This window comes from Streptomyces sp. NPDC100445 (genome assembly GCF_044759735.1).
GTDB lineage: Bacteria > Actinomycetota > Actinomycetes > Streptomycetales > Streptomycetaceae > Streptomyces.
Genome location: NZ_JBIVZV010000004.1, coordinates 407,029 through 433,110, shown reverse-complemented (window position 1 = coordinate 433,110; position 26,082 = coordinate 407,029). Strand labels below are relative to the sequence as shown.

The 26,082-nt window shown below is 75.1% G+C and carries 24 protein-coding genes and 1 pseudogene; 9 read left to right on the top strand and 16 right to left on the bottom strand.

Annotation, left to right across the window (positions count from 1 at the left end; all coding sequences use genetic code 11):
* The 3 genes from ACIQVT_RS13565 to hypE all read left to right on the top strand — a co-directional run bounded on the left by ACIQVT_RS13565 (position 1) and on the right by hypE (position 2,544).
* Complete coding sequence (locus tag ACIQVT_RS13565) at positions 1-291, top strand: HypC/HybG/HupF family hydrogenase formation chaperone (RefSeq protein WP_356824801.1); 291 nt, start codon at positions 1-3, stop codon at positions 289-291.
* On the top strand, positions 288-1,430 hold the full coding sequence (gene hypD, locus ACIQVT_RS13560) for a hydrogenase formation protein HypD (protein WP_403751607.1): 1,143 nt from the start codon (positions 288-290) through the stop codon (positions 1,428-1,430). The genes ACIQVT_RS13565 and hypD overlap by 4 nt, the downstream gene beginning before the upstream one ends.
* 124 nt (positions 1,431-1,554) lie before the next feature.
* The gene (hypE, locus tag ACIQVT_RS13555) at positions 1,555-2,544 is read left to right on the top strand and encodes a hydrogenase expression/formation protein HypE (protein ID WP_403751805.1); all 990 of its coding nucleotides are present in this window, start codon (positions 1,555-1,557) and stop codon (positions 2,542-2,544) included.
* Positions 2,545-2,570: 26 nt separating this feature from the next.
* Here the strand turns inward: hypE and hypA are convergent, their stop codons facing one another.
* From hypA to ACIQVT_RS13510, 9 genes are all read right to left on the bottom strand, one after another.
* Positions 2,571-2,927, bottom strand: coding sequence for a hydrogenase maturation nickel metallochaperone HypA (hypA, locus tag ACIQVT_RS13550; protein WP_403751605.1), 357 nt, complete (start codon positions 2,925-2,927; stop codon positions 2,571-2,573).
* Between the two features lie 7 nt (positions 2,928-2,934).
* Positions 2,935-3,123, bottom strand: a complete 189-nt coding sequence (locus ACIQVT_RS13545) for a hypothetical protein (RefSeq protein WP_403751603.1) — start codon at positions 3,121-3,123, stop codon at positions 2,935-2,937.
* Between the two features lie 35 nt (positions 3,124-3,158).
* Positions 3,159-3,365 (bottom strand): hypothetical protein, encoded by a 207-nt coding sequence (locus tag ACIQVT_RS13540; protein ID WP_373906761.1) that lies wholly within the window; start codon positions 3,363-3,365, stop codon positions 3,159-3,161.
* Positions 3,366-3,386: 21 nt separating this feature from the next.
* Positions 3,387-3,983 (bottom strand): DUF5947 family protein, encoded by a 597-nt coding sequence (locus ACIQVT_RS13535; RefSeq protein ID WP_403751601.1) that lies wholly within the window; start codon positions 3,981-3,983, stop codon positions 3,387-3,389.
* On the bottom strand, positions 3,980-4,549 hold the full coding sequence (locus ACIQVT_RS13530; RefSeq protein ID WP_403751599.1) for a NifU family protein: 570 nt from the start codon (positions 4,547-4,549) through the stop codon (positions 3,980-3,982). The genes ACIQVT_RS13535 and ACIQVT_RS13530 overlap by 4 nt, the downstream gene beginning before the upstream one ends.
* Positions 4,542-6,335, bottom strand: coding sequence for a nickel-dependent hydrogenase large subunit (locus tag ACIQVT_RS13525; protein ID WP_403751597.1), 1,794 nt, complete (start codon positions 6,333-6,335; stop codon positions 4,542-4,544). The genes ACIQVT_RS13530 and ACIQVT_RS13525 overlap by 8 nt, the downstream gene beginning before the upstream one ends.
* A gap of 76 nt (positions 6,336-6,411) precedes the next feature.
* Positions 6,412-7,500 carry a hydrogenase expression protein HypE gene (locus tag ACIQVT_RS13520; RefSeq protein WP_403751595.1) on the bottom strand — a complete coding sequence of 363 codons (1,089 nt, stop codon included), beginning with the start codon at positions 7,498-7,500 and terminating at the stop codon, positions 6,412-6,414.
* A 120-nt stretch (positions 7,501-7,620) separates the two neighbouring features.
* Positions 7,621-9,117, bottom strand: coding sequence for a hypothetical protein (locus tag ACIQVT_RS13515; RefSeq protein ID WP_403751593.1), 1,497 nt, complete (start codon positions 9,115-9,117; stop codon positions 7,621-7,623).
* 166 nt (positions 9,118-9,283) lie between these two features.
* Positions 9,284-9,862: a hypothetical protein gene (locus ACIQVT_RS13510; RefSeq protein ID WP_403751591.1), complete on the bottom strand. Its 579-nt coding sequence runs from the start codon at positions 9,860-9,862 to the stop codon at positions 9,284-9,286.
* Between the two features lie 330 nt (positions 9,863-10,192).
* On the opposite strand from ACIQVT_RS13510, the gene ACIQVT_RS13505 reads away from it, so the two are divergent.
* Positions 10,193-11,737, top strand: a complete 1,545-nt coding sequence (locus tag ACIQVT_RS13505) for a hypothetical protein (protein ID WP_403751803.1) — start codon at positions 10,193-10,195, stop codon at positions 11,735-11,737.
* Positions 11,738-11,776: 39 nt separating this feature from the next.
* On the opposite strand, the gene ACIQVT_RS13500 is transcribed toward ACIQVT_RS13505, so the two are convergent.
* The 3 genes from ACIQVT_RS13500 to ACIQVT_RS13490 form a co-directional block, all read right to left on the bottom strand.
* Entirely contained in the window at positions 11,777-12,850 is a 1,074-nt protein-coding gene (locus tag ACIQVT_RS13500; RefSeq protein ID WP_403751589.1) for a class I mannose-6-phosphate isomerase, read from the bottom strand.
* A 1-nt stretch (position 12,851) separates the two neighbouring features.
* Positions 12,852-13,265: an SRPBCC family protein gene (locus ACIQVT_RS13495; RefSeq protein WP_403751587.1), complete on the bottom strand. Its 414-nt coding sequence runs from the start codon at positions 13,263-13,265 to the stop codon at positions 12,852-12,854.
* Positions 13,266-13,408: 143 nt separating this feature from the next.
* Positions 13,409-14,203 carry a serine hydrolase gene (locus tag ACIQVT_RS13490; protein WP_403751585.1) on the bottom strand — a complete coding sequence of 265 codons (795 nt, stop codon included), beginning with the start codon at positions 14,201-14,203 and terminating at the stop codon, positions 13,409-13,411.
* A gap of 308 nt (positions 14,204-14,511) precedes the next feature.
* Here ACIQVT_RS13490 and ACIQVT_RS13485 point away from each other — a divergent pair, with 308 nt between their 5' ends.
* On the top strand, positions 14,512-15,114 hold the full coding sequence (locus ACIQVT_RS13485; RefSeq protein WP_403751583.1) for a hypothetical protein: 603 nt from the start codon (positions 14,512-14,514) through the stop codon (positions 15,112-15,114).
* A 51-nt stretch (positions 15,115-15,165) separates the two neighbouring features.
* On the top strand, positions 15,166-16,236 hold the full coding sequence (locus ACIQVT_RS13480) for a YihY/virulence factor BrkB family protein (RefSeq protein ID WP_403751581.1): 1,071 nt from the start codon (positions 15,166-15,168) through the stop codon (positions 16,234-16,236).
* A gap of 45 nt (positions 16,237-16,281) precedes the next feature.
* Here the strand turns inward: ACIQVT_RS13480 and ACIQVT_RS13475 are convergent.
* Positions 16,282-17,170: pseudogene (locus tag ACIQVT_RS13475) on the bottom strand (alpha/beta hydrolase).
* A 345-nt stretch (positions 17,171-17,515) separates the two neighbouring features.
* Between ACIQVT_RS13475 and ACIQVT_RS13470 the strand changes: the two are divergent.
* Positions 17,516-18,412 (top strand): NAD(P)-dependent oxidoreductase, encoded by an 897-nt coding sequence (locus ACIQVT_RS13470; protein WP_403751580.1) that lies wholly within the window; start codon positions 17,516-17,518, stop codon positions 18,410-18,412.
* Here the strand turns inward: ACIQVT_RS13470 and ACIQVT_RS13465 are convergent.
* Positions 18,370-19,287, bottom strand: coding sequence for a MerR family transcriptional regulator (locus ACIQVT_RS13465; protein WP_403751578.1), 918 nt, complete (start codon positions 19,285-19,287; stop codon positions 18,370-18,372). The two genes, ACIQVT_RS13470 and ACIQVT_RS13465, sit on opposite strands and share 43 nt — an antisense overlap.
* A gap of 199 nt (positions 19,288-19,486) precedes the next feature.
* Between ACIQVT_RS13465 and ACIQVT_RS13460 the strand changes: the two genes are divergently transcribed.
* Together ACIQVT_RS13460 and ACIQVT_RS13455 are read left to right on the top strand one after the other, a co-directional pair.
* Positions 19,487-20,440 carry a helix-turn-helix domain-containing protein gene (locus ACIQVT_RS13460; RefSeq protein WP_403751576.1) on the top strand — a complete coding sequence of 318 codons (954 nt, stop codon included), beginning with the start codon at positions 19,487-19,489 and terminating at the stop codon, positions 20,438-20,440.
* Positions 20,441-20,591: 151 nt separating this feature from the next.
* Positions 20,592-21,386, top strand: a complete 795-nt coding sequence (locus ACIQVT_RS13455; protein WP_403751574.1) for a carbohydrate-binding protein — start codon at positions 20,592-20,594, stop codon at positions 21,384-21,386.
* A 74-nt stretch (positions 21,387-21,460) separates the two neighbouring features.
* On the opposite strand, the gene ACIQVT_RS13450 is transcribed toward ACIQVT_RS13455, so the two are convergent.
* Both ACIQVT_RS13450 and ACIQVT_RS13445 read right to left on the bottom strand, forming a co-directional pair.
* Positions 21,461-22,723, bottom strand: coding sequence for a helix-turn-helix domain-containing protein (locus tag ACIQVT_RS13450; RefSeq protein WP_403751572.1), 1,263 nt, complete (start codon positions 22,721-22,723; stop codon positions 21,461-21,463).
* A 64-nt stretch (positions 22,724-22,787) separates the two neighbouring features.
* On the bottom strand, positions 22,788-25,817 hold the full coding sequence (locus ACIQVT_RS13445) for a LuxR C-terminal-related transcriptional regulator (RefSeq protein WP_403751570.1): 3,030 nt from the start codon (positions 25,815-25,817) through the stop codon (positions 22,788-22,790).
* Positions 25,818-26,082: the final 265 nt, after the last annotated feature.

Sequence of the window (26,082 nt, the reverse complement as noted above, 5' to 3'; positions counted from 1 at the left end):
ATGTGTCTGGCAGTGCCCGGCAAGGTCGTGTCCATCGACCACCGCGCCGACCCGCTCACCGGGCTGATCGACTTCGGCGGTGTGCAGAAACAGGCGTGCCTGGAGTACCTGCCCGACGTGCGCGTCGGGGAGTACGTCATCGTCCACGTCGGCTTCGCGCTCCAGCGCCTGGACGAGGAGTCGGCCCGGGCGTCGCTGGAGCTGTTCGAGCAACTCGGACTGCTGGAAGAGGAGTTCGGTGACGCCTGGGAGCAGGCGGCCCGACAGGAGAGCGGAAGCGAGACCCGGTGAAGTACCTCGACGAGTTCAACGACCCAGCTCTGGCACACCGGTTGCTGGACGAGATCCGTGCCACCGCCACCCGCCCCTGGGCACTCATGGAGGTCTGCGGCGGCCAGACCCACTCCATCATCCGCCACGGCATCGACCAGCTCCTGCCCGAACAGGTGGAGTTGATCCACGGCCCCGGCTGCCCGGTGTGCGTCACCCCCCTCGACGTCATCGACAAGGCGCTGGAGATCGCCGCCCGCCCCGACGTCATCTTCTGTTCCTTCGGGGACATGCTCCGCGTGCCGGGCACCGACCGGGACCTGTTCCGCGTCAAGGGCGAGGGCGGTGACGTACGCGTGGTGTACTCCCCGCTCGACGCCCTCGACCTGGCCCGCCGCAACCCGGACCGCCAGGTCGTGTTCTTCGCCATCGGCTTCGAGACGACGGCCCCCGCCAACGCCATGGCCGTGCACCAGGCCCGCCGGCTCGGCCTCGACAACTTCAGCCTGCTGGTGTCCCACGTCCGGGTACCCCCGGCGATCGACGCCATCATGTCGGCGCCCGCCTGCCGGGTGCAGGGCTTCCTCGCCGCCGGTCACGTGTGCAGCGTCATGGGCACCGCCGAGTACCCGGACCTGGCCGCGAAGCACCGTGTGCCGATCGTCGTGACCGGGTTCGAGCCCCTAGACATCCTGGAGGGCATCCGCCGCGCCGTGCGCCAGCTGGAGCGCGGGCAGTACGGGGTGGACAACGCCTACGCCCGCGCCGTGCGCGACCGGGGCAACCCGGCGGCCATGCGCATGATCGAGGAGGTCTTCGAGGTCACCGACCGCAACTGGCGGGGCATCGGACCGATCCCGGCCAGCGGCTGGCGGCTGACCGACGCCTTCCGCGCGTACGACGCCGAACACCGCTTCGACGTCACCGGCATCCGCACCGAGGAACCCGCCGTGTGCCGGGCCGGCGAGGTCCTCCAGGGGCTGATCAAGCCGACCGAGTGCGAGGCGTTCGGCACGGCCTGCACCCCGCGCACCCCGCTCGGCGCCACCATGGTCTCCAGCGAGGGTGCCTGCGCCGCCTACTACCTGTACCGCCGGATGAACGCCCCGGCACCACAGGGACCCCGTGTCCCGCGGGAGGAGATGAACTCCGTTGGCTGACCTCGCCACCGAAGCGACCGAAGAGACCGCAGCCGCAGCCGCAGCCGCAGCCGCGGGCGTCACGGCCGTCGACCCCGCGGCCTGGACCTGCCCGGCGCCCCTGCGCGACCAGCCGGTCGTCGTCATGGGCCACGGCGGAGGCGGCGCCCTCTCCGCCGAACTGGTCGAGCACGTCTTCGCCCCCGCCTACGGCAACCCGACCCTGGCCGCCCTCGCCGACTCGGCCGTCCTCGACCTGGGCGGCGCCCGGCTGGCCTTCTCCACCGACTCCTACGTCGTACGCCCGCTGTTCTTCCCCGGCGGCAGCCTCGGCGACCTCGCCGTCAACGGCACCGTCAACGACCTGGCGATGAGCGGCGCCCGGCCCGCCTACCTGTCCACCGCGTTCATCCTCGAGGAGGGCGTGGAACTGGCCGTGGTGGAGCGCGTCGCCCGTGCCGTCGGCGTCGCCGCCCGGGCGGCGGGGGTCACCGTCGCCACCGGTGACACCAAAGTCGTGGAGTCGGGGCACGGCGACGGCGTCTACGTCACCACCGCCGGCGTCGGCCTGGTGCCCGACGGCGTCGACATCCGCCCGCAGCGCGCCCGGCCGGGCGACGCCGTCATCGTCAGCGGACCGATCGGCCTGCACGGCGTGGCCGTCATGAGCGTGCGGGAGGGGCTGGAGTTCGGCGTCGAGATCGCCTCCGACACCGCGCCCCTGGCGGACCTGGTGGCGGCCATGCTGGCGGTCACCCCCGACCTCCACGTCCTGCGCGACCCCACCCGGGGCGGTCTCGGCGCCTCCCTGAACGAGATCGCGCGCGCCTCCGGCACCGGTGTCCGGCTGCGTGAGCGGGCGGTCCCCGTCCCGGAGGAGGTCGCCAACGCCTGCGGATTCCTCGGCCTGGACCCGCTGTACGTGGCGAACGAGGGCCGGCTCGTCGCCTTCGTCCCCCCGGAGCACGCAGAGGCCGTGCTGGCGGCCATGCGCGCCCACCCGCGGGGGACCGGCGCGGCCCTCGTCGGCGAGTGCGTGGCCGACCACCCGGGCATGGTGGTCGTCGCCACCGGACTCGGTGGCACCCGGGTGCTGGACCTGCCGCTGGGGGAGCAGCTGCCCCGCATCTGCTGACCGCCGGGCGGTGCCGGCCCCACCCGTCAGGGCGGGACCGGCACCCCCTCGACGCACGTGATCTCCAGCTCCCGCCCGCTGCGCAGGTCCCGCGACGGCCGGTCGCAGCGCGGGCACCAGAAGAACGGCGGCATGCCGAGGGAGAACTCCTCGGCGCACTCCCCGCACCAGGCCCTCGCGGGCACCCGCTCGACGACGAGCCGGGCACCCGCGAGGGCCGTGCCGTCCCGGGCCACCTCGAAGGCGAAGTCCAGCGCGTCCGGCACCACACCGGCCAGCTCGCCCACCCGGACGGTCACCGACGAGACACCGCCGGTGCCGTCCGCGCGGGCGATCTCCCCGGCCTGCTCCACGATCGCGGTCGCGATCGACAGCTCGTGCACGCCGGCCTCAGGGATACCGGCGGCGGGCGCGCAGGCCCCCGGTCATCCGGTAGATCCGCACCTCGCGCACGAGGCCCGGAAACTCCTTGACGAACAGCGCCGCGACCAGGGCGCCGGCCAGCGCGGCCTGGATCAGCAGCAGCCGGCGTCCCGACATCTCCGCGCGCGCGGTCCCGCTTCGCCTGCGGACGTCCATGACGATCACTTCCCTCTTCTGTCGTCCCCGCTTCGTCATCCCGGCGAGATGTTCGGCATTTCCTTCACCAGGGCGTCGTGCCGCTTCCAGTGGATACCGGTGGAGCGGCGCGCGTCGGAGGTGCCGTCCTCGTGGTGTCCGGTCTGACGGTGGTACGGGCCCCAGTTGCCCTGGTGCAGCCCGCGCACGTGGGTGGGTGTGTCGGGCTTCGCCTGGGGGCGGCCCACTCGGATGCTGCCCATGTCCGCTCTCCTTCTCGGTGCCTACGACCGCTCGGTCAGCTCTTCGAAGAACCGTTCTACGGCCGGCCACACCCGGCCGCCACCGGACAGGCCCCGCCACTCGCGGCGGATCACGGCCGTCATCCGGAAGCAGTCGTCGACCGGCACGATCCAGTGCTCGTCCAGGCCGCGCACGCTGTTCACCAGCAGCGCCTCGACGTCGGGTGTCATGGAGGCGAGCTGTGGCACCTCGGCCGACAGTCGCCGCCAGGCCGCCGCGTCGACCTCCCACCGCATGGCCCCGGCCGGGCTCGGTCCCTGCGCGGTGACCGTGCCGTCGGCGCGGGGCACGAAGAACACCAGCCCCACCGGTACGCCCAGTACCGCCGTGTCGACCGTCGGCAGCCGCAGTCGGCGGCGGGGCACGAGCCGGTAGCGGCCCTCACCGGCCCCGTCGGCGGCGAACAGCACCGAGCAGGGACGGCACGCGCACCGCACCTCGGCGGTACCGGTCTCGTACAGGTGGGCGTGTTCGGGGCCCACCGGGGCGGCGCACAGTTCGCAGGTCTCGGCCCCGGCCCGCTCCACGCGGTCGGCTGCGGAGCGGATCATCCTGGCGAGCGCTCCGTCCACGCTCACGGCGTCTCCTGGGCCACGGGCCGGCGTCGGATGCCGGTCAGCGGCACGAAGGCGGGGGCCGGGCGCTCGGGGGCCGCCTCCACCGTCTCCACCGAGGTCAGCTCGGGAGCCACGGCCAGCACCGCCGCCCGGACGGCCTCCGAGATGTCGGAGGAGCCGGAGCCGCTGCCGCTGCCGCAGCCGGAGCCGCAGCCGCCGCCACCGGACTTCAGCCGCACCCGCGCCACCTGCCCTTCCAGGCCGGCCCACTCCAGCTCGCCGCCGCGCTCGCGCACCGCCGGGCGCAGCTTCTCCACCGCGCGGGCGGCCCGCCGCTCGGGCGGTTCGGGGTGGACGTCGTGCAGGACCAGCAGGTGCCCGAGCAGTTCGTCCTCGGCGAGCCGCTCGCGCAGCGGTTCCCCGGCGAGGTCCACGACCCGGGCGAGGGCCTCGCCGTAGATTTCGGTCAGCAGCGCCACCGCCTCCAGCGCCGGGCCGGGCGCGGCCTCCAGCCCGGCCAGCACCTCGTCCAGGCGGGCGAGCCGCGCCTCCACCGCCGGGTCCGCGAACCGTGCGGCATCAGCCATGGTCGGCTCCGTACGTCGGCGAGTGCACGGTGGTCAGGGTCTTGCCCTTGCCCATGTACATGTGGACGCCGCACGGCAGACAGGGGTCGAAGCTGCGCACGGTGCGCATGATGTCGACGCCCTTGAAGTCGTCCGGTCCGTTCTCCTCGAAGATCGGCTGGCCCTGGACGGCGTCCTCGTACGGGCCGGGGGTGCCGTAGATGTCGCGGGGGCTGGCGTTCCACGGGGTCGGCGGGTAGGGGTGGTAGTTGGCGATCTTCTTGTCGCGGATCACCAGGTGGTGGGAGAGGACCCCGCGCACCGCCTCGTGGAAGCCGCAGCCGATGGCCTCGTCCGGCACCTCGAAGTTCTCGTACACCTTGGTGTCGCCGCTGCGGAGCATCTGCATCGCCTCCTCCAGGAACTGGAGCGCCATGGCGGCGGCGTAGGCGATGAAGTAGGGCCGGGCGCGGTCCCGTTCGAGGGTGTTGCTCCACTTGGGGATGCGCCACTCCAGGGTCGTCTCCGGCAGCTTCTCGCCCTTGGGCAGGGTGATCCGGACGGAGCCGCCGGTCGCCTTGACGTACGGGGTGTCGACCAGGCCGCTCAGCGCGGTGGACCAGAGCCGGGCGAGGGGGCCGCCGCCGGTGTCCAGGGCGAGGTGCTCACCGCTCTGCTGGTGGTACCAGCGCGGGCTCATCACCCAGCTGTAGTTGCCGTCGAACTCCCGCTTCTGCGGCACCGGGACCGTGGTCTGGTTCCACGGGTGGCGCATGTCGACGGGGTTGCCCAGCGGGTCGTGGGTGACGAACGGCTCCTCGTTGACCCAGTCCTCGTAGAAGGAGCTGCCCAGCATGATGCGCAGCCCGAGGTTGATGTCGACGAGGTTGTTGGTGACGAGCTTGCCGTCGACGATGATGCCCGGGGTGACGTACATCGCCTTGCCCCACTCGTTCATCGTCGCGTAGCGGTAGTCGACGACGTCCGGGTTCTGGAAGGCACCCCAGCAGCCGAGCATCACGCGGCGCCTGCCGACCTCCTCGTAGCCGGGCAGCGCCTCGTAGAAGAAGTCGAAGACGTCGTCGTTCATCGCCACCGCCTTCTTGATGAAGTCGATGACGCGCATCAGCCGGCTGAGGTAGTCGGTGAAGGTGCTCGGCTGCGGCATCGTGCCGACCCCGCCCGGGTACAGCGTGGAGGGGTGCACGTGCCGGCCCTCCATCAGGCAGAACATCTCCCGGGTGATCCGGCTGACCTTCAGCGCCTCCTTGTAGACCTCGCCCTCGAAGGGGTTGAAGGCCTTCATGATGTCGGCGATGGTCCGGTAGCCGTGGACGTCCCCGCGGGGCGCGTCCGTGCGTTCGGCGCGGGCCAGGACACTGGGATTGGTGGCCTTGACCATCGCCTCGCAGAAGTCCACGAAGACCAGGTTGTCCTGGAAGATCGTGTGGTCGAAGATGTACTCCGCGGCCTCGCCGAGGTTGGTGATGTGCTCGGCCAGCTTGGGCGGTTTGACGCCGTAGGCCATCTGCTGGGCGTAGTTGGAGCAGGTGGTGTGGTTGTCGCCGCAGATCCCGCAGATCCGCGAGGTGATGAACCCGGCGTCGCGCGGGTCCTTGCCCTTCATGAACACCGAGTAGCCGCGGAAGAGCGACGAGGTGCTGTGGCACTCCACGACTTCCCGGTTGGCGAAGTCGATCTTCGTGTAGATCCCCAGGTTGCCGATGATCCGGGTGATCGGATCCCAGGACATGTCCACGATCTGGGCGGGTTTGCGTCCTGTGGGCCGGGACTCGGTGGTGGTCATGTGCGGTGCTGCCCCTCGCTCTTCGGGTTCTGCGGGTGGGTGGCGGGCTGTGGGCCGGGTGCGGCGGCCGGCCGGGTCACGGCCGCCAGCGCGGGTCGTAACCGCTGGTCAGCTCACGCTTGTTGTGGCGCCACCGGGGCTCGTGGTTCACCATGTCGTTGGTCAGGCCGCGCAGTCGGCGGATGACCGCCCCGTACGGCCTGATCACCATCGACGACAGGGTGCCGCCCGGCGGCTCGTCCATGAACGGCATGAAGGCGTCCGGGAAGCCCGGCATGGTGCAGCCGATGCAGATGCCGCCGACGTTCGGGCAGCCGCCGAGGCCGCCCATCCAGCCGCGCTTGGGCACGTTGCAGTTGACGACCGGACCCCAGCAGCCGATCTTCACCTGGCACTTGGGGGAGTTGTAGTCCTTGGAGAAGTCGGCCTGCTCGTAGTACGCGGCCCGGTCGCAGCCCTCGTGCACGGTCTTGCCGAACAGCCACTGCGGCCGCAGCATGTGGTCCAGCGGCGGCGGGGGAGCGGCACCGGCCGCGTGCTGGAGCGTCCAGACCAGGGTCTCCATGAAGTTCTCCGGCTGGATCGGACAGCCCGGCACGTTGACGATGGGGAGCCCCGACCGTGCCTTGAAGTCCCAGCCCAGGTAGTCCGCGAGGCCCATGCAGCCGGTCGGGTTGCCGGCCATGGCGTGGATGCCGCCGAACGTCGCGCAGGTACCGGCGGCCACCACCGCCCAGGCCCTGGGCGCCAGTTGGTCGATCCACCAGTTCAGCGTCTGCGGCTGCCCGGTCTCCGGGTCGTTGCCGAACGACGTCCAGTAGCCGTCGCCCTCGATGATGTTCTGGTTGGGGATCGACCCCTCGATGACGAGGATGAACGGCTCCAGCTCGCCGCGGGCCGCCGCCCGGTACGGGGCGAGGAAGTCCTCCCCGCCCAGGCTGGGCGAGAGGACCTTGTTGACCAGGTTCACCTTCGGCAGGCCCGGGATCAGTCCGAGCACCACGTCCTCGATGGACGGCTGCCCCGCCGCGGTCAGCGACACGGTGTCGCCGTCGCAGCTCATGCCCTCCGAGATCCACAGGATGGTGATCTCGTCGAACCCCTCCCGTGCCCCGGCCCTGCTGGGCTCGTCACTCACTTCGGTGGTACCGCTCTGCGTGGTCATGTCTGCGGCCTCCGTTGCAGCCGGTTGCGGAATCGGTTCCGGGCCGCGGCCGAGGGGGCCGCGAGGATCGGTGCGGGGTGTCGGCCGGGAGCGGTGCTCCCGGGGCCGCCCGCCGGGGTGTCAGGGGCGCGCATCGGACCGTCCCCGCTCCGGCCGGTCGGCGGGGCGCGCGGGCCGTGGGGCCTGCGGCCGGGGCGGTCCCGGCGGGCCCGGCGCGCCGGCGGGGCCGAGCGGCTCCAGCTCGTCGGGCCGGAAGTAGTGGAACCGGCCGTACCAGCCGTGCAGTTCGGCGGCGGGATCGTCGTCCACGGTGACGGCCAGGTGGACGCTGCCGTCCACGTCGTGGAAGACCGCGGCGACGTGCGCGGTCCGCCCGTCCAGGAACATGTCCTGGGCGTCGGCGCCCCGCCCGCGCGGACGCAGCCGCACCCGGCTGCCGCCGCCCACAAGAACCCCGCCCACCGGCACGGTGTCCGTCGCCGGGGCCAGCCCGTCGTCACCGTGCTCCTGCCACCAGACGGGCCGGCCGGGGGCCGGGCCGGGTACGGGCGCCATGGAGCGGATGGTGCCGTGCAGGCGGGCGAAGGCCTCCTCGGGGAGGGTCTCCACCCGGTCCAGGATGCGCGCGGCCCGTGGATCGGTGGCCCGGGCCTCGGCCTTCTCCTCGTCGGTCAGCAGCATCGTGCGCAGGGTGAGGATCTCGTCGATCTCGGCCGCGTCGTGCAGGTCACCCGGGCTCTCGGGCGCCACCTGCGGGTGGTCCGGGAGGATGATCGGCGCGGAGAGCAGGAAGGGGGCCGTCGCCCCGTCACCGTCCGCCGGCACCGGCGGCGCCCCGCCGAGCACGGGGAACGTGAAGGCGTTCCGGCAGTCGCGCACGTGCCGTGCGAGCGCGGCGGGCGGGTCGATCAGCGACACGAACTCCACCGCCTCCCCGGCGAGGAGCGTGTGGGTGGCGAGCAGCGCCTGCCCCAGCACCGCACCGCGCCCGGCCCGCGGGTCGGTGGCCTCGCCGGTGTTCTCGGTGCGCACCCGCAGCCGGCACAGCCCCGGTGCGAGCGGTTCGGCGAGGACCGTCGTCTCGGCCCGTACCTCCCGGCGCCGCCGCACCGTCCGTCCGGCTCCCGACGGCAGCGGCTCGTACTCCGCCCCGGCCGGCGCTCCCACGGGGACGGTCCGCCCGCCCCGCAGCAGCTCCGCCAGCGGCAGCACCAGCTCCGTCTCGCGGGGCACCGCCTCCTCGAACGACAGGTGGGTGACCCCGTCGGGCGTGCGCAGCGACTCGACCGGGCGGTGCCGCCCGTCGCCGTCGAGGGCCTCCAGCTGCTTGTGCTGCATCTGGAGGTAGCGCACCCGCACCCGTACGACCGCGTCGTCGCCGTCGGCCCGCAGCAGGCACTCGGTCCGCTGGTACCAGGAGTCGGCGGAACCGGAGATCCCCGGCGTGACCGGCCCGTCCCGCTCCACCCAGTCCCGGGGGAGCAGCACCCCGAACTGCCAGCGGACCCGGTTCTTCGCCGAGGACCGGCGGTAGGGATACAGCAGGTACCCCTCGTAGAGCACGGCGTCCGCCACGGCACCCAGCTGCTCACAGCCCTCGCCGACCCTGTTGGCCATGCCTTCTCCTCACCGGAGCGTCCGCGGTTCTCCCCCCACGGTCACATCCGGGACGCCCGCCCGCCCGTCGGACGCACCGCGGTTGCGCCGGACAGGGGAGGACACGCGCCGTGACCGTCGGCCGTGCGGCGGAGCACGGAACGGACGGCGGGCGGCGGACGGCGCTTCAGCGGAGCAGCAGGTAGTGGGTGACGAGGGACCGTGCCCGGTCCGCGCCGATGCCCAGCGCCCGGCCGAGCGCCTCCCACCGGCGGTCGAAGTCCTCCTCGATCACACAGGCCGCCTCCCGGCCGGCGCGCCGGGTCAGGCGGTCCAACGCGGTGACGGCCCGCAGGGCGGCGGCCGGCGCGTCCTCGGCCAGCGCGAACAGCCGGTCCTCGACGGCGTTCAGCAACTGGGCCAGCTCGTCCGGCAGCGGTACCGTCTGCCGCTCGACCGTGCGGATGTGCTCGCTCCAGTCCCGGCGTGCCTCCGAGACGTCCAGGTCCTCCAGATCGTCCCGGTCCAGCTCTCCCCACGGCACCGGCACGCTCGGACCGCGCCAGCCGCAGCTGCACGAGGCCCGCACCGCCGCCGCCCTCGGCCGGGGCACGCCGCCGTCGTACGCCCACCACTCGCGGGTCGTGTACGTCTCGCTGCCGTCGCCGATGTCGAAACGGGCGGGTTCCGGCTCGCTGCCGTCGGCCAGGACGGCACCCACGATGCCCTCGTGCGACTCCCCGAACTCCTCCGTCGTCCATCCCACGGCCGTCTCCCTCCCCTCGCCGGGCCACGTCCCGCCCATCATCGGCGACCCCGCACCCCGCCGGGCCGGGGACGGGAAAAAGGGGCCGAAAGGGGGTCGTCGAGCGGATGCCGGACCGGATGAACAGGACATGAGGCAAATAAGGGGGAGGTGGACGCGAGGGGGTTCCCGGGATGGCTGCCGGGCCCGCTCCCGCCCCCGTACACTGCCGATCCGTAGACATGCGGGCGCAGTTGACCGGGGGGAGCCGACATGTCCGAAGGTCCGTACGTTCCGGGTCAGGGGTTCGCGGGAGCACCGCGGCCGCCGATGCCACCGGGCCCGCCGCCCATGCCGCCGGGGCCGCCGCCGGTCCCGGCGCCGCCGTCCACCCCGGCCGGGCCGCCGGACGTCGCGCGGGCCGTCGCGGTGGCCTTGCTCAACCTGAGCGGCCTCGGACTCGGTTACGCACTGCTGCGGCGCCGCTTCGAGACGGCCGCCTGCTGGGTGGCGACCGGCCTGTTCCTGTCCTTCGCGCTCCCGGCGGACGCCGACGGGGTGCCCGGGGCGGCGCTCGCCGGCTACGCCGTCGTCCTGCTGGCGGCGGCCGCCCACGGCGCCTCCGTGGGACTGCGCGCCCCGCTGGTCCGGCCGGGCAGCGCGCCCCTCGCGCTGCTGCTCGGCGTCCTGCTCCTCGCCGTACCGGCCGGCGGAGCCCTCTGGTACCTGGACGCCCATGACGAGGCGGTGGAGCAGCAACTGCTCGGCCGTCTGGAGCGGGCGGACGACATGGTCGCCGCCGGCGGCCGGCAGCCGTTCCGCGCCGCCCGGGCGGACTACCTCACGGCCCTCGACGTCTACCGGGACCTCGCCGCGGACCACCCCGGATCCCGGGCCGCCCACAAGGTCCCCGACAGCCTGCGCACCTACTACACGACCGTCGGCGCCCCCTACGGCCACCGGCAGTACTGCGACGCCGTCGAACCGCTGAAGTACCTGCGCACCGTGCCCGCCACGATGCCGAAGGACCGGCTCGGCCCGCTGGCCCACTGGCCCGACGACCGGCTCGCGACCGCCCTGTACGAGTGCGGCGCACAGGGCCTCGCGGCCGGCGAGGCCGACTGGGTCACCCGGTTCGGCGACCTGCTGAACACCTTCCCGCGCTCGGGGCCGGCGGCCCGGGTGGTGCCCGCCGTCGACTCGGCGGTGCGGACGGCGGAGAAGGCCGTCGGCGGTGACGAACCCTGCGCGGCCGTCGAGCGGCTGCACACGCTGGACACCCGGATCGGCGACCTGTCGCAGTCGGCGGGCGACACGGACGGCGGGCTGGCGAAGGCCGCGGGCCGGGCCGGCCGCAGCGGCGACTCGGGCGGGTACGCCTGCGGCGTCGACCAGTACCGGGACGGCGACTTCGCCGCCGCCCAGAAGACCATGGAGCAGTTCGCCGCCGACCACCGGCACGACCGGAACCGGACGCGCGCGCAGAAGACCGCGATAGCCGCCGAGGTCGCCCAGACGCTCCCCGCGGCCGGCCGCAAGCTGCCCACCACCACCTCCGGCGGCGGCATCTCCGTCACGGTCAAGAACGACAGCCCCGACGACATCACCGTCCTGTACACCGGCCCGGTCACCGGCAGTTTCATCCTCAAGGGCTGCGGGAGCTGCCGGTCCTACACGTTCGCCGACCGGCTGGCCGCCCACTTCAAGCCGTGCAGCCACAGTGGCCGGGACTACCCGCAGCGCACCATCGGCCTTCCCGCCGGCACCACCTACTTCGTGCACAAGCCGCACGGCGGGACGGCGACCCCGGCCTCGGACACCGCCAAACTCAGGCCCGGCTACCTCTACACGGAGTGCGCCTACTCGACCCAGGGACTGGGGTCCTCCGTGAACTGACGGGTCGGCGCCCGGACCCCGCCGCGCCCGGCCCGGGCGTCACAGCCCCTCGCCGAGCGCGGCGATCGCGGCGGGCCCGTACCCGGCCGCCGCCAGCGGGGCGCGGATGTCGGCCTCCAGGTCGGGCAGGAAACCGAACAGCACGTCGGCGGGCCCGTCCACCCGCACCCGGCCGAGCGCGGCCGGCAGCAGCAGCGTCCGCGCCCGGCCGAGCCGGCCGGTCCATCCACCGCAGGTCACGGTCGTCGGGGCGCCGGCGTTGCTGAGCACCTGGGCCGTGGAGAAGGTCCGGCTGATCGGCGCGGTGGTGCCCGCGGTCCAGCGTTCCAGGGCGAAGTACGGCCCCGCGCACAGCACCGTGCGCACCACCGCGTCGTCGACCGTGACACTCAGCCCGGGCCGGAACTCCGGCCGTGGCCCGGGCCGCCACTCGTCGAGCAGCCGCGCGATGTTCGCCTCCCGCTCTCCCTCCTCCAGCGGTGAACCGTCCTCCATCCGCCAGGGCATGGCGTGCTGCTGGATGTCGGAGGTCTGCTCGATCTCGTGGACCAGGGTGTCCGGACCGAAACTGTGCGGGGTACCGCCCGGCACGTAGACGGTCTGCCCGGCGCGCACCGGCAGCCGGCGCATGACCGCGTCGAAGTCCTGGTCGAGGAGCGCCCGGCGCAGCCGCTCCCGGTCGACCCCGGGCCGGACCCCGACCAGGGCGGTGGCGCCGGGCGCGGCGTCCAGCACGTGCCACGCCTCCGTCTTGCCGTTGGGCTCCCCCTCCAGGCGGCGGGCCGTCTCGTCGTCGGCGTGCAGGTGCACCGGCAGCGGACGGGTGCCGTCGATGAACTTGGTGAGGAGCGGGAAGCGCGGGCCGCGCGGGCGGTCGCCCAGCAGGCCGCCGGGGTCCTCGGTCATCAGCTCGCGCAGGGTCCGCCCGGCGAGCGGTCCCTGGGTGACGGTGGCGCCCTCGCCGTCGACGTCGCTGACCTCCCAGGTCTCGGCGACGGGGCCGGGCGGCAGCCCGGTGCGGCCCAGCCGGTCGGCGATGGCCCGGCCGCCGAAGACGTGCTGCTTGACGGGTGTGGTCAGGGTCAGCGGACACCAGTCGGCCGGCCGCGCCACGTCAGCCGGCCGTGTTGTCGACCCGCATCCGGACCTGGTCCTCCAGCCGTCGCAGGCTGCCGTCCAGGGCCTCCTGCACGGCCCGCTCGCCCGGGTCGTGGTCCGCCTCGAAGAAGGACAGGTGGACGGTGACCTCGCTGGCGCCGCTGCCGATGCCCGCCACCTGGAGCCAGCCGGCGTAACTGCCCTGGCCGCGGGTGCCCCACTCCAGGCGCATCTGGTCCCGCTCGGACCGCAGCAGGGCGGGCAGGTCCCGGCCGCTGTCGTCCTCGTGCACGGTGACGGCGGGCGGGGTGTCGACGTCGACATGCAGGCGGTCGGGGAGCCAGGTGTCGAGCTGGGTGACGTCGGCGGCCTGGTCGAAGACGTGCTCGGGCAGCGCGGGCATCGTGCGGGAACGTTCGTACTCGGCCATCGTGTACCGCCCCTCCGGTCGGAATGCCCTACTCCGACCGCGTGCCCCGTTCGTGCCGGCCGAAAAGCCCGGACCGCACAGGCGTGTCACAGGGGACCCGGGAACGCCTCCCACGCCGGTCTCCGTCGGTGGGTGAGCACCGCTCAGGCCACGGCGGCCCGGGCGGTCCGCTCCACCAGGGACACCCCGTCGCCCATCGACGCGCTGCCGTCCGTCAGCACGGCCACCAGGCACCGGTGCCCCGCGACGGTGACCTCGCCGATGCTGTTGACGTCCCACCGGTTCGTGGTGTTGCGCTCCAGCCACCCGTTCTTCAGCACCCGACCGGCACCCGCGGCGCCGGCCGCGGAGACGCCCCAGGACTGCTCCGGCACGACCTGGCCCATCAGCGTGCGGATGTAGGCGCGGGATTCGGCGTCCAGGGCGGCCGGCGCCGGGCCGTCCGGCTCGAACACCTCCCGCAGCAGCCGCACCTGGTCGGTCGCGGTCGTGCGGGTCAGACCCCACTTGGTGCCGGGACCGCCCGTCGTGGCGGTCAGTCCCAGCCGGCTGTTGGCCGCCGCCAGCCCCGGGGCCCGGCCGATCAGCCGCCACAGGGCGTTGGCCGCCGCGTTGTCGCTGCGCCGGATCATCGGCTCGGCCAGCTTCCGCTCCTGCGCGGTGAGCTGCCGCCCCGCGTCCTGGGCCCGGAGCAGCAGGGCGGCGAGGATGTCGACCTTGACGATGCTGGCGGTGTCGTACGCCCTGTCCTCGCCGTGGACCACGGGCGTGCCGCCGGCGCCGTCCAGGTCGAGGACGGCGGCGGTGGCGTGGACGGGCACGGCCGGCGCGGCGGCGGCCGGCGCCGGGTGGATGAGGCCGGTGGACAGGAGGGCCGCCGCCGAGGCCAGGAGGGCGCCGGTGCGGACACGTGCGGTGGGGGAGAGGAGGGACGGCATGGGTCACGAACGTAGCCAGCGCGCGCGTCCGGCGACGTGGCGGCCGTCACCTCCGGCCCGTTTTCCGCCGGATTGTGAGAAGAGCCACCGACGGGCGGCGCGGGCCCCCGGCACGCCGCGAGAGCCCCGCGGGACCCGCGCGCGCCCCCTGGACCGCACGGACCCGTCCGGGCGCCGGAGGGGCCGGGCGGGAGGCCACCGGCGGTCCCGCCCGGCGCGGACGCGCCGCCGTCCCGGTTGGGGTGCACGATGGTGTCGTGAGGTTCGGCGGCCGGGTCCGCGAGACCGCGCGCCAGGAGGCGGTGACAATGACACGGACACCCTCCACGACGGTCACCCAGGTACGGCTGTGGCGGTGGCGGCGCAATCCGCTGCGGCGGCACAGCGATGTCGTCGAGGCCTGGATCGTCCTCGCCACGTGGGTGCTCGCGGTGGCGGCCGGTGTCCTCGGCGGGCTCGTGGCGGCCCAGACCTCGGAGTCGGTGTTCGCGGCGCGGCAGGCCCGGCTGCACACCGTGTCCGCGGTGTTCACCGACGACACCGCCAGGACCCCGGCGGCCGGCACCGGGTACGACGACGGACGCGTGTGGGCGTCGGTGCGCTGGACCGACCCCGACGGATCGGTCCACACCGACCGCACCAAGGTCCTCCCGGGACGCCCCGCCGGGACCCCCGTCACGGTGTGGACGAACCAGGCGGACCGGATCGTGCCCGCGCCCGTCACCGGCGCCGGGGCGGACCTCCAGGCGGCGCTCACCGGCGCCCTCGTCGCCCCGTCGGCCGGAGCGGCGGTCTGGGGCGTGGGCTGGGTCGTCCGGAGCCGTCTCATCCGCCGGCGTATGGCCGAATGGGACGAGGAGTGGAAGCAGATCGGCCCCCGGTGGGGGAACCTCAGCGGAGGCCGGGGCTGACCCTCGCGCGCCCCGGGGCTTGAGGCGCCGTCATGGGGTTACCCGGGGACCATGGCAAAGCTGCATGTCCCCTGGCGGCACGACCCGCGGCCCGGCGACGGCACCCCGGCGGCGCACATCCCGTCGCCCGAGGAGGCCGGCCCCGGCGAGGACGTCGAACGGCGGGCCCCGGACACTCCCGTGAAACTGCCCCGGAGCGCCTGGGCCGCGGTGCTCAAGGGGTCCCTGCGCGAGTTCCGGGACGACGAGCTGACCGACCGGGCCGCGGCGCTCACCTACTACGCCGTCCTCTCGCTGTTCCCGGCGCTCCTCGTGCTGGTCTCGCTGCTGGCCGTGGCCGGAAAGTCCGCCACCGACAAGGTGCTGGCGAACCTGCGCAACCTCGCGCCCGGCCCCGCCCGGGACATCATCACCCAGGCCGTGCGGCAGCTGGGCAACGGCTCCGGCGCCGGCTCGCTGGTGGCCCTGATCGGCATCGTGCTCGCCGTGTGGTCGGCGTCCGGCTACGTGGCCGCCTTCATCCGCGCGGCCAACGCCGTCTACGACATGCCCGAGGGCCGTCCGGCCTGGAAGATCCTCCCGGTCCGGGTCGGCGTCACCGTGGTGCTGATGGTCCTCGCCGTGGCCAGCGCCCTCATCGTGGTCTTCACCGGTGGCCTGGCCCGCCGCGCCGGACAGACGCTCGGCATCGGCGACACGGCGCTGACCGTCTGGACCATCGCCAAGTGGCCGGTGCTGGTCGTCCTCGTCACCGTGATGATCGCCATCCTGTACTGGGCGACCCCCAACGCCAAGGTCAAGGGCTTCAGGTGGCTCACCCCGGGCAGCGCCCTCGCCCTGCTGATCTGGATGGCCGCCTCCGCCGGTTTCGCGTTCTACGTCGCCAACTTCGCGTCGTACAACAAGACCTACGGCACCATGGCGGGCGTCATCGTCTTCCTGGTGTGGCTGTGGCTCACCAATCTGGCGATCCTGCTCGGCCTGGAGTTCGACGCCGAGACCGTGCGGCAGCGGGCCGTCGCGGGCGGCCATCCACCGCAGGCCGAGCCGTACACCCAGCCGCGCGACACCAGGAAGTGGGACGAGGAGGACGTACGCCGCCTCGACGAGTCGGGTTCCTGACCTGCGGACGGCGGCGCCCGGCGCCCGGACCGCCGCCCGCCGGGGTCAGTCCGTGTGCAGCGCGCCGCGCAGGGCCCGCACGGCCAGGTCGATCGCGGCCGCGGCGGCGTGGGTGCCGCGCAGGGCGTCGAGCATGACGAAGTCGTGGATGATGCCCTGGAAGCGCACGGCCGTGACCGGCACGCCGGCCTCGCGCAGCTTGTGGGCGTAACGCCTCGCCCTCGTCGCGGAGCACGTCCGCCTCGCCGGTGATGACCAGGGCCGGGGGCAGGCCGGTCAGCTGCTCGGTGGTGGCGCGCAGCGGGGAGGCGGTGATCAGGGCGCGTTCGGCGGGGTCGGTGGTGTACTGGTCCCGGAACCACTGCATGCCGTCGCGGCGCAGGAAGCAGCCGGTGGCGAACTGGTGGTAGGACGGGGTGTCGAAGGCGGCGTCGGTCACCGGGTGGAAGAGCACCTGCTGGAGCAGGGGGACACCGCCGCGCTCCTTGGCCATCAGCGTCAGCGCGGCGGTCATGTTGCCGCCGACCGAGTCGCCGGCGACCGCGATGCGGGCCGGGTCCAGGCCGTGGCCGGCGCCCTGTGCCACGATCCACCGGGCGACGGTGAAGTTCTGCTCGACGGCGACGGGGTAGCGGGCCTCGGGGGAGAGGTCGTACTCGGGGAAGACGACGGCGGCCCGGGCGCCGACGGCGAGTTCGCGCACCAGCCCCTCGTGGGTGTGGGCGTTGCCGAACACCCAGCCGGCACCGTGGATGTAGAGGACGACCGGGAGGGTGCCGGTGGCGCCGGCGGGCCTGACGACGCGGGTGCGGACGCTGCCCGTCGGGCCGCCGGGAACGGTGATCCACTCCTCGTCGACCGGGGGCTTGTCGACGGCGCCGGACTGGACCTCGTCGACCGCCTTGCGCCCCTCCGCCGGCGGCAGGTCGAACAGCTACGGCGGCTGGGCGGTGGCCGCCGCGAACTCGGCTGCGGCGGATGCCAGTACCGGCTTCACCGGTGCTACGGCATCGGACATCGACGTTCTCCTCGGTTCGGGACTGCCTCGCCACCGTAGGACGGCCGGGCGGGGGAGCTTGTCCGCCGGCGCACCGCCGGTACGCCCGCAGTGCACGGAACCAGCCACCGGCGCATGCGGTGGGTGACCGGGCGCGGGAGCGCGGGTGCGCGGGGCGCGCCGGGGGCACGTGTGCTGGTGAAGGGGGCGCCCGGCGGACCGGACGATCAGATTCCGCACCGCGCGGGCGACCCGCAGGCACACTCTCAGGAAGGCGACGACATGGCCGACGAACTCACCGTGGGCGTCCTGGGCACCGGCATCATGGGCGCCGCGATGGCCCGCAACCTCGTCCGGGCCGGACACACCGTCCGCGTCTGGAACCGCACCCGCGCCAAGGCCGAGCCCCTCGCCGCCGACGGCGCCCGCGTCACCGGGACGCCCGCCGAGGCCGTGGAGGGCGCCGATGTCGTCCTGACCATGCTCCACGACGGCCCGGCCGTCCTGGACGTCCTGCGCGAGGCCGCCCCGGCGCTGCGGCCCGGCACCCTCTGGGCGCAGTCCACCACCGCGGGCATCGACGCCATCGGCGAGCTGGCCGCCTTCGCGCACGAACACGGCCTCGTCCTCTTCGACGCGCCGGTGCTGGGCACCCGCCGGCCCGCCGAGACCGGCAACCTCCTCGTCCTCGCCGCGGGACCGGTCGCACACCGCGACGCCGTCGCCCCGGTCTTCGACGCGGTCGGTTCCCGCACCGTGTGGACCGGCGAGGACGGCGCGGCCGGCAGCGCGACGCGGCTGAAACTGGTCGCCAACAGCTGGGTCATCGCGGCCACCGCCGCGGCCGGCGAGACGATGGCCCTCGCGCGGGCGCTCGGCGTCGACCCGCAAAGCTTCTTCGACGCCATCGACGGCGGCCCGCTCGACATGCCCTACCTGCGCGCCAAGTCCGCGCTCATCCTCGACGACCGACTGACCCCGCCCGACTTCGCGGTGGACACGGCCGCGAAGGACGCCCGGCTCATCGTCGAGGCGGGCGAGCGCAACGGCGTACGCCTCGACGTGGCCGCCGCGAGCGCCGAACGCCTGGAGCGTGCCGGGGCGCAGGGGCACGGCGGGGCGGACATGGCCGCCGCCTACTTCGCCAGCTTCGGCCCCGACGGGCGGCCGTCCGCCTGACCGGACGGAACACCGTGGGCCGGCCCGCGACCGGCCCGGCCGTCGGCGGCCGGCGGGTTGTGGGCGCGTACGGCCGCCGCGAGCGCCGCGTCCTGGTCCCGGCCGCGGGCCTCCAGCCCCGCGACGACCCCCTCGGCGTTCGGTCGCGGCTGGTTCTGGCTCAGCTTGAACTTGGCCTCGATCCGGCTGATGACCAGCTCAACGCCGACGACCGCCCGCAGCCGTCCCTCGACGAACTTCGCCGGGGGGATGCTGGCCCAGCCCGCCGGCAGGTCGGTTCCGGGGCGGCCGGTGAGGGGGTGGACGTAGAGCACCGTCCGGCGGGGGCCGAGCGCGTCGAGCGCGACCTCGCGGCCCGCCGTGGTGGGCAGGGAGATCAGCGGGACGCGGGTGCCGGGCAGGTGGTCCGCGGCGCCGTCGTCCTCGGGGACGGGCAGCTCGGCGGGGAGCGACAGGTAGTCCTCCCCGTCCTTGCCGTTCTCCCCGCCCGTCCCGTCGGGCCCGGGGGGCGCGCCGGGGGCACCCCGGTGGGCGGCCGTGTTCAGCTGCGTGATCAGTGCCGCGCGGCGGGCGGTCAGCGCCTCGATGCGCCCGGTCAGCTCGTCGATGGCGTCGCGGTAGCCGGCCAGCGAGGCCGGGCAGTCGTCGGCGTGGTCCCGGCCGGCCGCCAGGCACTCCAGGAAGGGCCGGGTGCGCTCGACCGGGATGCCCAGCCGGGTCAGGGCCCTGATCTCCCGTACCAGACGCACGTCGTCCTCGCCGTGGTCCCGGTAGCCGTTGGCGAGCCGCCCGGGCACGATCAATCCCAGGGACTCGTAGTACCGCACCGCCTTGACCGTCGCGTCGGCCCGGCGCGCCGGCTCACCGATTCTCATGCCGTTCACCTCGCCCCACGCTGAACCCTGCTCCTCGGGGCAAGGTCAAGCGCGGTCCGGGACGCCGGTACGCGGACGTCCGGTTCTCCGGCCCCCAGCCCGTGGCATCGTCGCACCGACCGAATTGGTCTGTACCTGACCGGTGTAGATGGGGTACCGATGAGTGTCCCGACACCCGCCACGGAGGAGACCACCGCCCATGCGCAGCACCACCGTCCTGCCCGGCGCCCCCAGCCCGCCGCCCCCGGCCGGGGACTTACCCCTGCACCGGCTGGAACTGGCCGGGCCGGGCGCCCTGCCGTTCGCCGCGGGCTCCTTCGAGGCGGTCGGCCCGCTCTCCCGCTGGGACCGGCCGCACCGGCACACCTTCTACGAGATCGTCCACGTGAGCGCCGGTTCCGGCACCCACGTCGTCGATCTCGCCCGGTGGCCGGTACGGCCCCCGCACCTGGCCGTCGTCCTGCCCGGCCAGGTGCACCACTGGGAGGGCGGCCGGGGGCCGGAGGGGACGCTCGTGCTGTTCACCGACGACTTCCTGGTGGACCACCCCGGCGACCGCCGGACCCTGCGCGGACTCGGCCGGCGGTGCTGGTTCGCCCTGGACGCCGAGGAGGACCGCTCCGTCGCACGCCTGATGACCGAACTCGTCACCGAGCACCGCGAGCGGGCCCCGGGACACGAGAGCGTCCTGCGCTCCCTGCTCCACGTGCTCGTCGTACGCGCCGCCCGGCTGCCGGACCGTACCGGCGGCGGCCCCGGGACCGGCACACAGACGGGGGCCGGGGGCAGGCCGGCCGCCGTGGCCGAGGCGTTCACCCGGCTGCTCACCCGTCCCGAGACGGCGGGCCGGTCCGTACGGGAGTGCGCCGACCGGCTGGGCGTGACACCCGGCTATCTCACGCAGGCGGTGCGGACCGCCACCGGCCGCCCGCCCGGACGGCTGCTCATCGAGGCGCGCGCGTACCAGGCCCAACGGCTGCTCGCCCACACCCAGTTGTCGGTGCGGCAGGTCGCCGCCCGCACCGGGTTCGACGACCCCGCCTACTTCAGCCGCTTCTTCCGGCGGGAGACCGGCAGCAGTCCCGGCGACTTCCGGAGAAAACACCACAGCCGCCCTCATCAGTCCCTCGAAGCCCCGCTGACGCGCGCCTAGGTTCAGTGCCGGTCGGACCCCCACAGGAGGAGCAGCCATGCACGCGGAAGGCACGAACGGAACAGGCGCGGACGCGACGGCCGGGACGGGCGCGGACGCCGCAGGCGCGCGTCACCGGGGCCCGGGGGAGGGGGCGAGGTCCCCCCGGCTCGTGGGCCGCAAGACGGTGCTGCGGGCGGCGCTCGCGGCCACCGCGGCGATCCCCGTCGCCCTGATGGGCGGCCCCGCCCTCGCCCGCACCCTGGCCGGGGGAGGAACGGCGCCCGCACTCACCCCGTCGTGCGACGACGGCGACGACCCCACCCCGGAACAGATCGAGGGCCCCTACTTCAAGCCCCGTTCGCCGGAGCGCACCAGCCTCCTGGAACCGGGCATGCCGGGGACGCCGCTCACCGTGACGGGCTACGTGTTCGGCCGGGCCTGCCGCCCGCTGACCGGGGTCCTGCTGGACTTCTGGCAGGCCGACACCAACGGCGCGTACGACAACACCGGGTTCCGGCTGCGCGGGCACCAGTACACCGACTCTCGGGGCTCGTTCGCGCTCACCACGATCGTGCCGGGACTCTACCCGGGCCGCACCCGGCACCTCCACGTCAAGGTGCAGGCGCCCGGCCGGCCCGTGCTGACCACGCAGCTGTACTTCCCGGACGAGCCGCGCAACAGCACCGACACGATCTTCGACGCGCGGCTGCTGATGACCGTCCGGGACGCGGGCGGCGGCCGGCAGGCGGCGTTCGACTTCGTCCTCGACGTCCCGCAGGACCCCGGCCCCACCCCCACCCCCACGCCCACCCCGCCGCCGGGCGGCACCTGGGCGGCGGGCGTCACCTACCGGGCGGGGGACCAGGTCACCTACGCGGGCCGTGCCTACACCTGCCTCCAGCCGCACACGGCCCAGTCCGGCTGGGAGCCCCCGGCGGTACCGGCCCTGTGGCGGTCCGCCTGACCGCCGAGGCAGCCGACGGCGCGGCGGCCGGTGCCGGTCGCCGCGCCACCCCGACCGGACGGGGCCCGGCGGGGTCAGCGGGCCCGAGAGCGCGGCAGGAGCCGGCGCGCGGTGAGGGCCAGGGCGGTCTCGACCAGGTCGGCGGGGCGGGACAGGGACCGGCCGGTCACCTGCTCGTAGCGGCGCAGGCGGTTCAGGACGGTGTTGCGGTGGCAGTACAGCAGGCGGCTCGCCCGCTGCGCGGAACCGTCGCAGGCCAGCCAGGTGGCCACCGTGTCCAGCAGCACCTCCGCGTCGGCCGGCTCCAGCCGCGCGAGCGGCCCGAACGCCCGCTCGACCAGTAAGGACGCCAGATCCGGGCTGGACACCACGAGCGCCTCGGGCAGGTGGGCGGCCAGCCGCACCGTGCCGCCGGTGCCGGGGCACAGCAGCAGCGCGGTGTCCGCCAGCCGGCGGGCGTCGCCGACCGCGGCCAGCCCGTCCACCGCCGGACCGATCCCGACGCGCAGGTCGCACGGCGGTACGGCCGGTACGGCGGCGGGACCGTCCCCGCCCGCGACGATGCCGTAGTCCGTCTGCGGACCCGTGTGCCAGTGCACCCGCGTACGCGGGGGCAGCAGGGTGCGCAGGACGTCGGCGGACCGCGCGCCCGCGACCGCGACGACGGTGTACCGGCCCTGCCCGGGCAGGCCGAGGGCCCGCGCGGTCTCGGGCAGGTCGGCGATGCGGCCGGTGCCGTCGAGCAGGGCCGCGGCCAGCAACCGCACCCGGTCCTCGCGCCGCCGGGCGAGCTGCCGCTCGGTCTGCCGGTAGGCGTCCGCGACGAGCGTGCAGTGCTCGTCGACGAAGTTCCAGACGTCGCCCGCCACGTGCACCAGGAGCCGGACGTCCTCGGGCGCCGTGCGGGAGGTGACGTCGACGAGCTCCTGCCACACCAGGGCACCGCCCAGCCGGTAGGCGTGCAGCACCGCGTCCAGCGGGATCCCCTGCTCGGCGCGCCCGACGCCGATGCGCCAGGAGCAGCGGCGGGCGGTGTCGCGGGTGCCGCGCGGATCGAGCAGGGAGGAGACGCTGTGCCGCAGCGACCGGTGCACCTCCTGCCAGATGCCCGCGTGGTCGTCGTCCAGCGCGGCCCGGTAGGCGGGCTGCCGTTCCCCCAGGGCGGCGACCAGCCGGTCGGTGAGGCCGGGCAGGCCCTCCAGCAGGACGCGGGCGGCGCGGTGCAACACCCGCAGCGACTCGGCGTCCGCCGGCGACCGGGGGCGCGGCGCGCGCGACCGGGGTGCGGGCTGGGGCGCCGGCCGCGACGCGGGCCGTGGCCGTACGGCAGGGTGCATCACGGTTCTCCCGGGGACGGCTGACTCGTGGTGCTCGAAGAATGACATACCGCCCGGTCGGTCCCTAGGGGTGTGCAGCGGGCTTTTCCCCCCGCTCCACCATGCGCGCCAGTTCCATCCGGGACCGCACACCGAGGGCGGCGAAGACGTTGCGCAGGTGGTAGTCGACGGTGCGGGCGCTGACCGACAGGCTGAAGGCGACCTCACGGTTGGTCAGGCCCTCGGCGACACCCCTGGCGATGCGCAGCTGCTGCGGCGTCAGCCGGGCCAGCGCGTCCGGCCGGGCGCCGCCCCGGGGCAGCGCCCCGCCCGGCCCGGCCGCCTCGGCCACTCCGGCGACCCCGGCCACCCCGTTCGCCCGGAGCTCCGCCGCCGCCTGCTGGGCCCAGGGGCGGGCGCCGCACCGCTCGAAGCCGAGCTGGGCCGCCCGCAGCCGGGCACGTGCCTCGCGCAGGCGACGGCGTCTGCGCAGCCACTTGCCGTAGAGCAGTTCCGTGCGCGCCCGTTCGAAGTCACCGGCGGCCTCCTCGTGCCGGCGCAGCGCCTCCCGGTACAGCGGGTCGGCGCTCTCGGGCGGCGCCAGCAGGGCGCGGCAGCGCAGCAGTTGGGCGGGGGCCTGCGGGTCGGCGCCGCACGCCGCCCAGCGCGCGAAGTCCTCGACCGCCTCCCGGGCCGCGTCCGGCTGCCCGGCCGGCGCGCACGCCTCCACGTAGCACGGTACGGCGAGCATCCAGACGGCGAAGTGGCCACGCCCCGGGCCGGGCCGCACCAGCGGGCCGAGCCGTTCGGCCGCCTCGCGTGGCCGCCCGTGGCCCAGGTCGGCGCGGGCGGTCGCCCACTGGGCGAGCGCCGCGGCCTGGGCCAGTCCGTGCCGCCGGGCGATCTCCAGCGCGGCCGTCACCTGCTCGGCGACGGTGTGCGCCTCGCCCTCGATCGACGCCGCCAGGGCCAGCACGGCGTGGTGGTGGGCGGCCGTGTTGCGCTGCCCGGCGCGGTACGCGGTGCGCAGCCCCTCCTCGGCGTGCGTACGGGCCAGCGCGTGCCGTCCGGCGCGCAGTTCGGCGTAGGCCAGGTACTCCAGGGCCTGCGCCTCGTGTGCGGCGGACCGCTCGGTACGGGCCACCGCGAGCGCCCGCGCGCCCGCGCGCCGGGCCGCCGCGGTGTCCCCGAGCAGCAGCGCCGCCGCGGCCGCCCGCAGGAACCGCTCCAGGTCGTCCTCCGGGCGCGGGGCGGGCGCGGGTCCGCGTGCGGGGCGGGGCGGTCCGGGCGCGTCCGCCGCCCACGCGTGGTTCATGACGCGCCGCAGGGGCGCGGCGGCCTCGTCGAAACGGCCCAGCAGGACGGCTCGTAGGCCCGCGCGGTGGTCGCTCAGGACGGCCGCACGGGACGTTTCGGGTGCCGCGGTGGCGGCGGGGGAGGGGGCCGGCGGGAGAGGGTGCCCGGGACCGGGGTGGGGCGCATGGTCCCCGGCTGGGACGGCTGGGACGGCCTCCGGTCCCTCCGCCAGCGCTCGCAGGCAGGCGGGGAGGTCGCCCGCCGACCAGGCGGCGTCCGCCGCGGCCAGCGCGGCCTCGGCGGAGCGTCCGGGGTCGTGGGGCGCGAACAGGGCCGCCGCGAGCGACAGGGTCTCCCGGGCGTCGTCGACCGGGCCGTCCCAGCGCAGTACGGTCCCGCGCAGCAGCTCGGCACGTGCGCGCAGCTCCGGGGGCGCCGGGCGGCCGCGGACGGTGTCGAGCAGTCGCAGCGCGTGGGCGGACCGCCCGGCCAGCACCGCCTGTTCGGCGGCGGCGGTGTACCACCGGAGCTGCCGGGCCGCGTCCGGTGTCAGCTCGGCGGCGCGGGTGTGGGCGGCGCAGCGCAGCGCGGGCGGGGCCGGCTGTGCCGGGTCGGCCGCGGCGGCCGCGAGGTGGGCGGCGAGCGACGGGGCGGGGGCCGGCACGGCCCAGGAGCGGTGCAGCAGCGCCGGCAGACCCCCTCCGTCGGGCAGCTCGTGGGCCAGGGCGGCATGGGCGGCACGGCGCCGCTCGGCCGGCGCGCCGACGTACACGGTGCGGCACAGCAGGGCGCTGTGGAAGCCGAGCCGGCCGTCGGCGGCGACGAGCGGCTCGGGCATGGCGGTGCCGGTGTCCTGCCGCCGTACCGGGTCGGTGAGGGTCCGGTGGGGGCGAGAGGCGGGCGCGGGGCCGGCGAGCACCGGGGGGTACGGCCTCGGGGGCGGGCCGCCGGACCACGGGGTGTGCCGGGAGAGCCGCGCGGCCGCGCGTCGTGCGAGGTCGGCCCCGACCGTCGGCTCACCGGGCACCTGCGCGGCCGCCGCGGTCACCAGGAGCAGGTCGCCCTGGGCGGGGAGCAGTCCGGCGAGGTGGCCACCGGCCAGCGCGGTCAGTGTCCCGGCGTCGGCCAGCGGACGCGGCAGGGGCGCGAGGCCGCGCAGCTGAGCCGGGGTCAGGCGGTCCAGCAGGCGCAGCAGCAGCGCGGGGTTGCCGTCCGCCGCGGCCACGACATCGTCGCGCACCGCGCGGTCCAGCGCGCCCCGCGTGGCGTCGTCCAGCAGTGAGGCGGCGTCCGCCGGGGCGAGGGGGGCCAGGCGCAGCAGCGGCAGACCGGCGAACTCCGGGTCCACCGGCCGGTGTCCGGCGACGGCGAGCAGGACGGCGACCCGGCTGCCCGCGGGGCGGCGGGCGGCGAGCCGGCCGAGGGCGGCCCGGGAGGGCGCGTCCCACCGGTCGGCGTCGTCGACGCAGAGGAGCGTGGTCCCGGACCCGGCCGTCGCCTCCAGCGCACCGAGGACGTCCCGCTCCTGGCCGGCGTCGCCCACGGCGCCGCCCGGTACCCCGGCCGCGCGGCACAGCGCGCGGAGCCCGTCATCCGGCCGCCGGTACGGCGTGGCGTCCGCGGGTACGGCCAGGACCGGCCCGGCGGTGAACGCGCGGGCGGCCCAGGAGAGGAAGGCCGAGCGACCGCTGCCGGGTTCACCGGTCACGACGCAGGCCCCGGCGCCGCGCAACCGGTCCCACAGCGCGGCCGTCGCGTGCCGCTGCGGGCCCGGCCGGTAGCGCGGGCCGCACGGTTCCACAGGCGTCTGTCCGGTCATTCCCGCGACCTTACTGACGCGTAAGGAAGCGTGGAAGCCGCACCTCCGGGCCGCCCGACCAGGCTGGCACCGCTGCCACCTGCGCTTTTCCGGGTAACCGGCGCGGCCCGCCTTGTGACACCGCACAACGCCCGTGCCCCGGCGCGGTGCACCGGCACAACGCGCCTGCGGCCCACGGGTGCACCGGGACCACGGACGGGGACGCGCGGGCCGGGGAGTGCCGTCACCGGACGGTGGCATCACTGTGCATCCCCGCGCGGGCCGG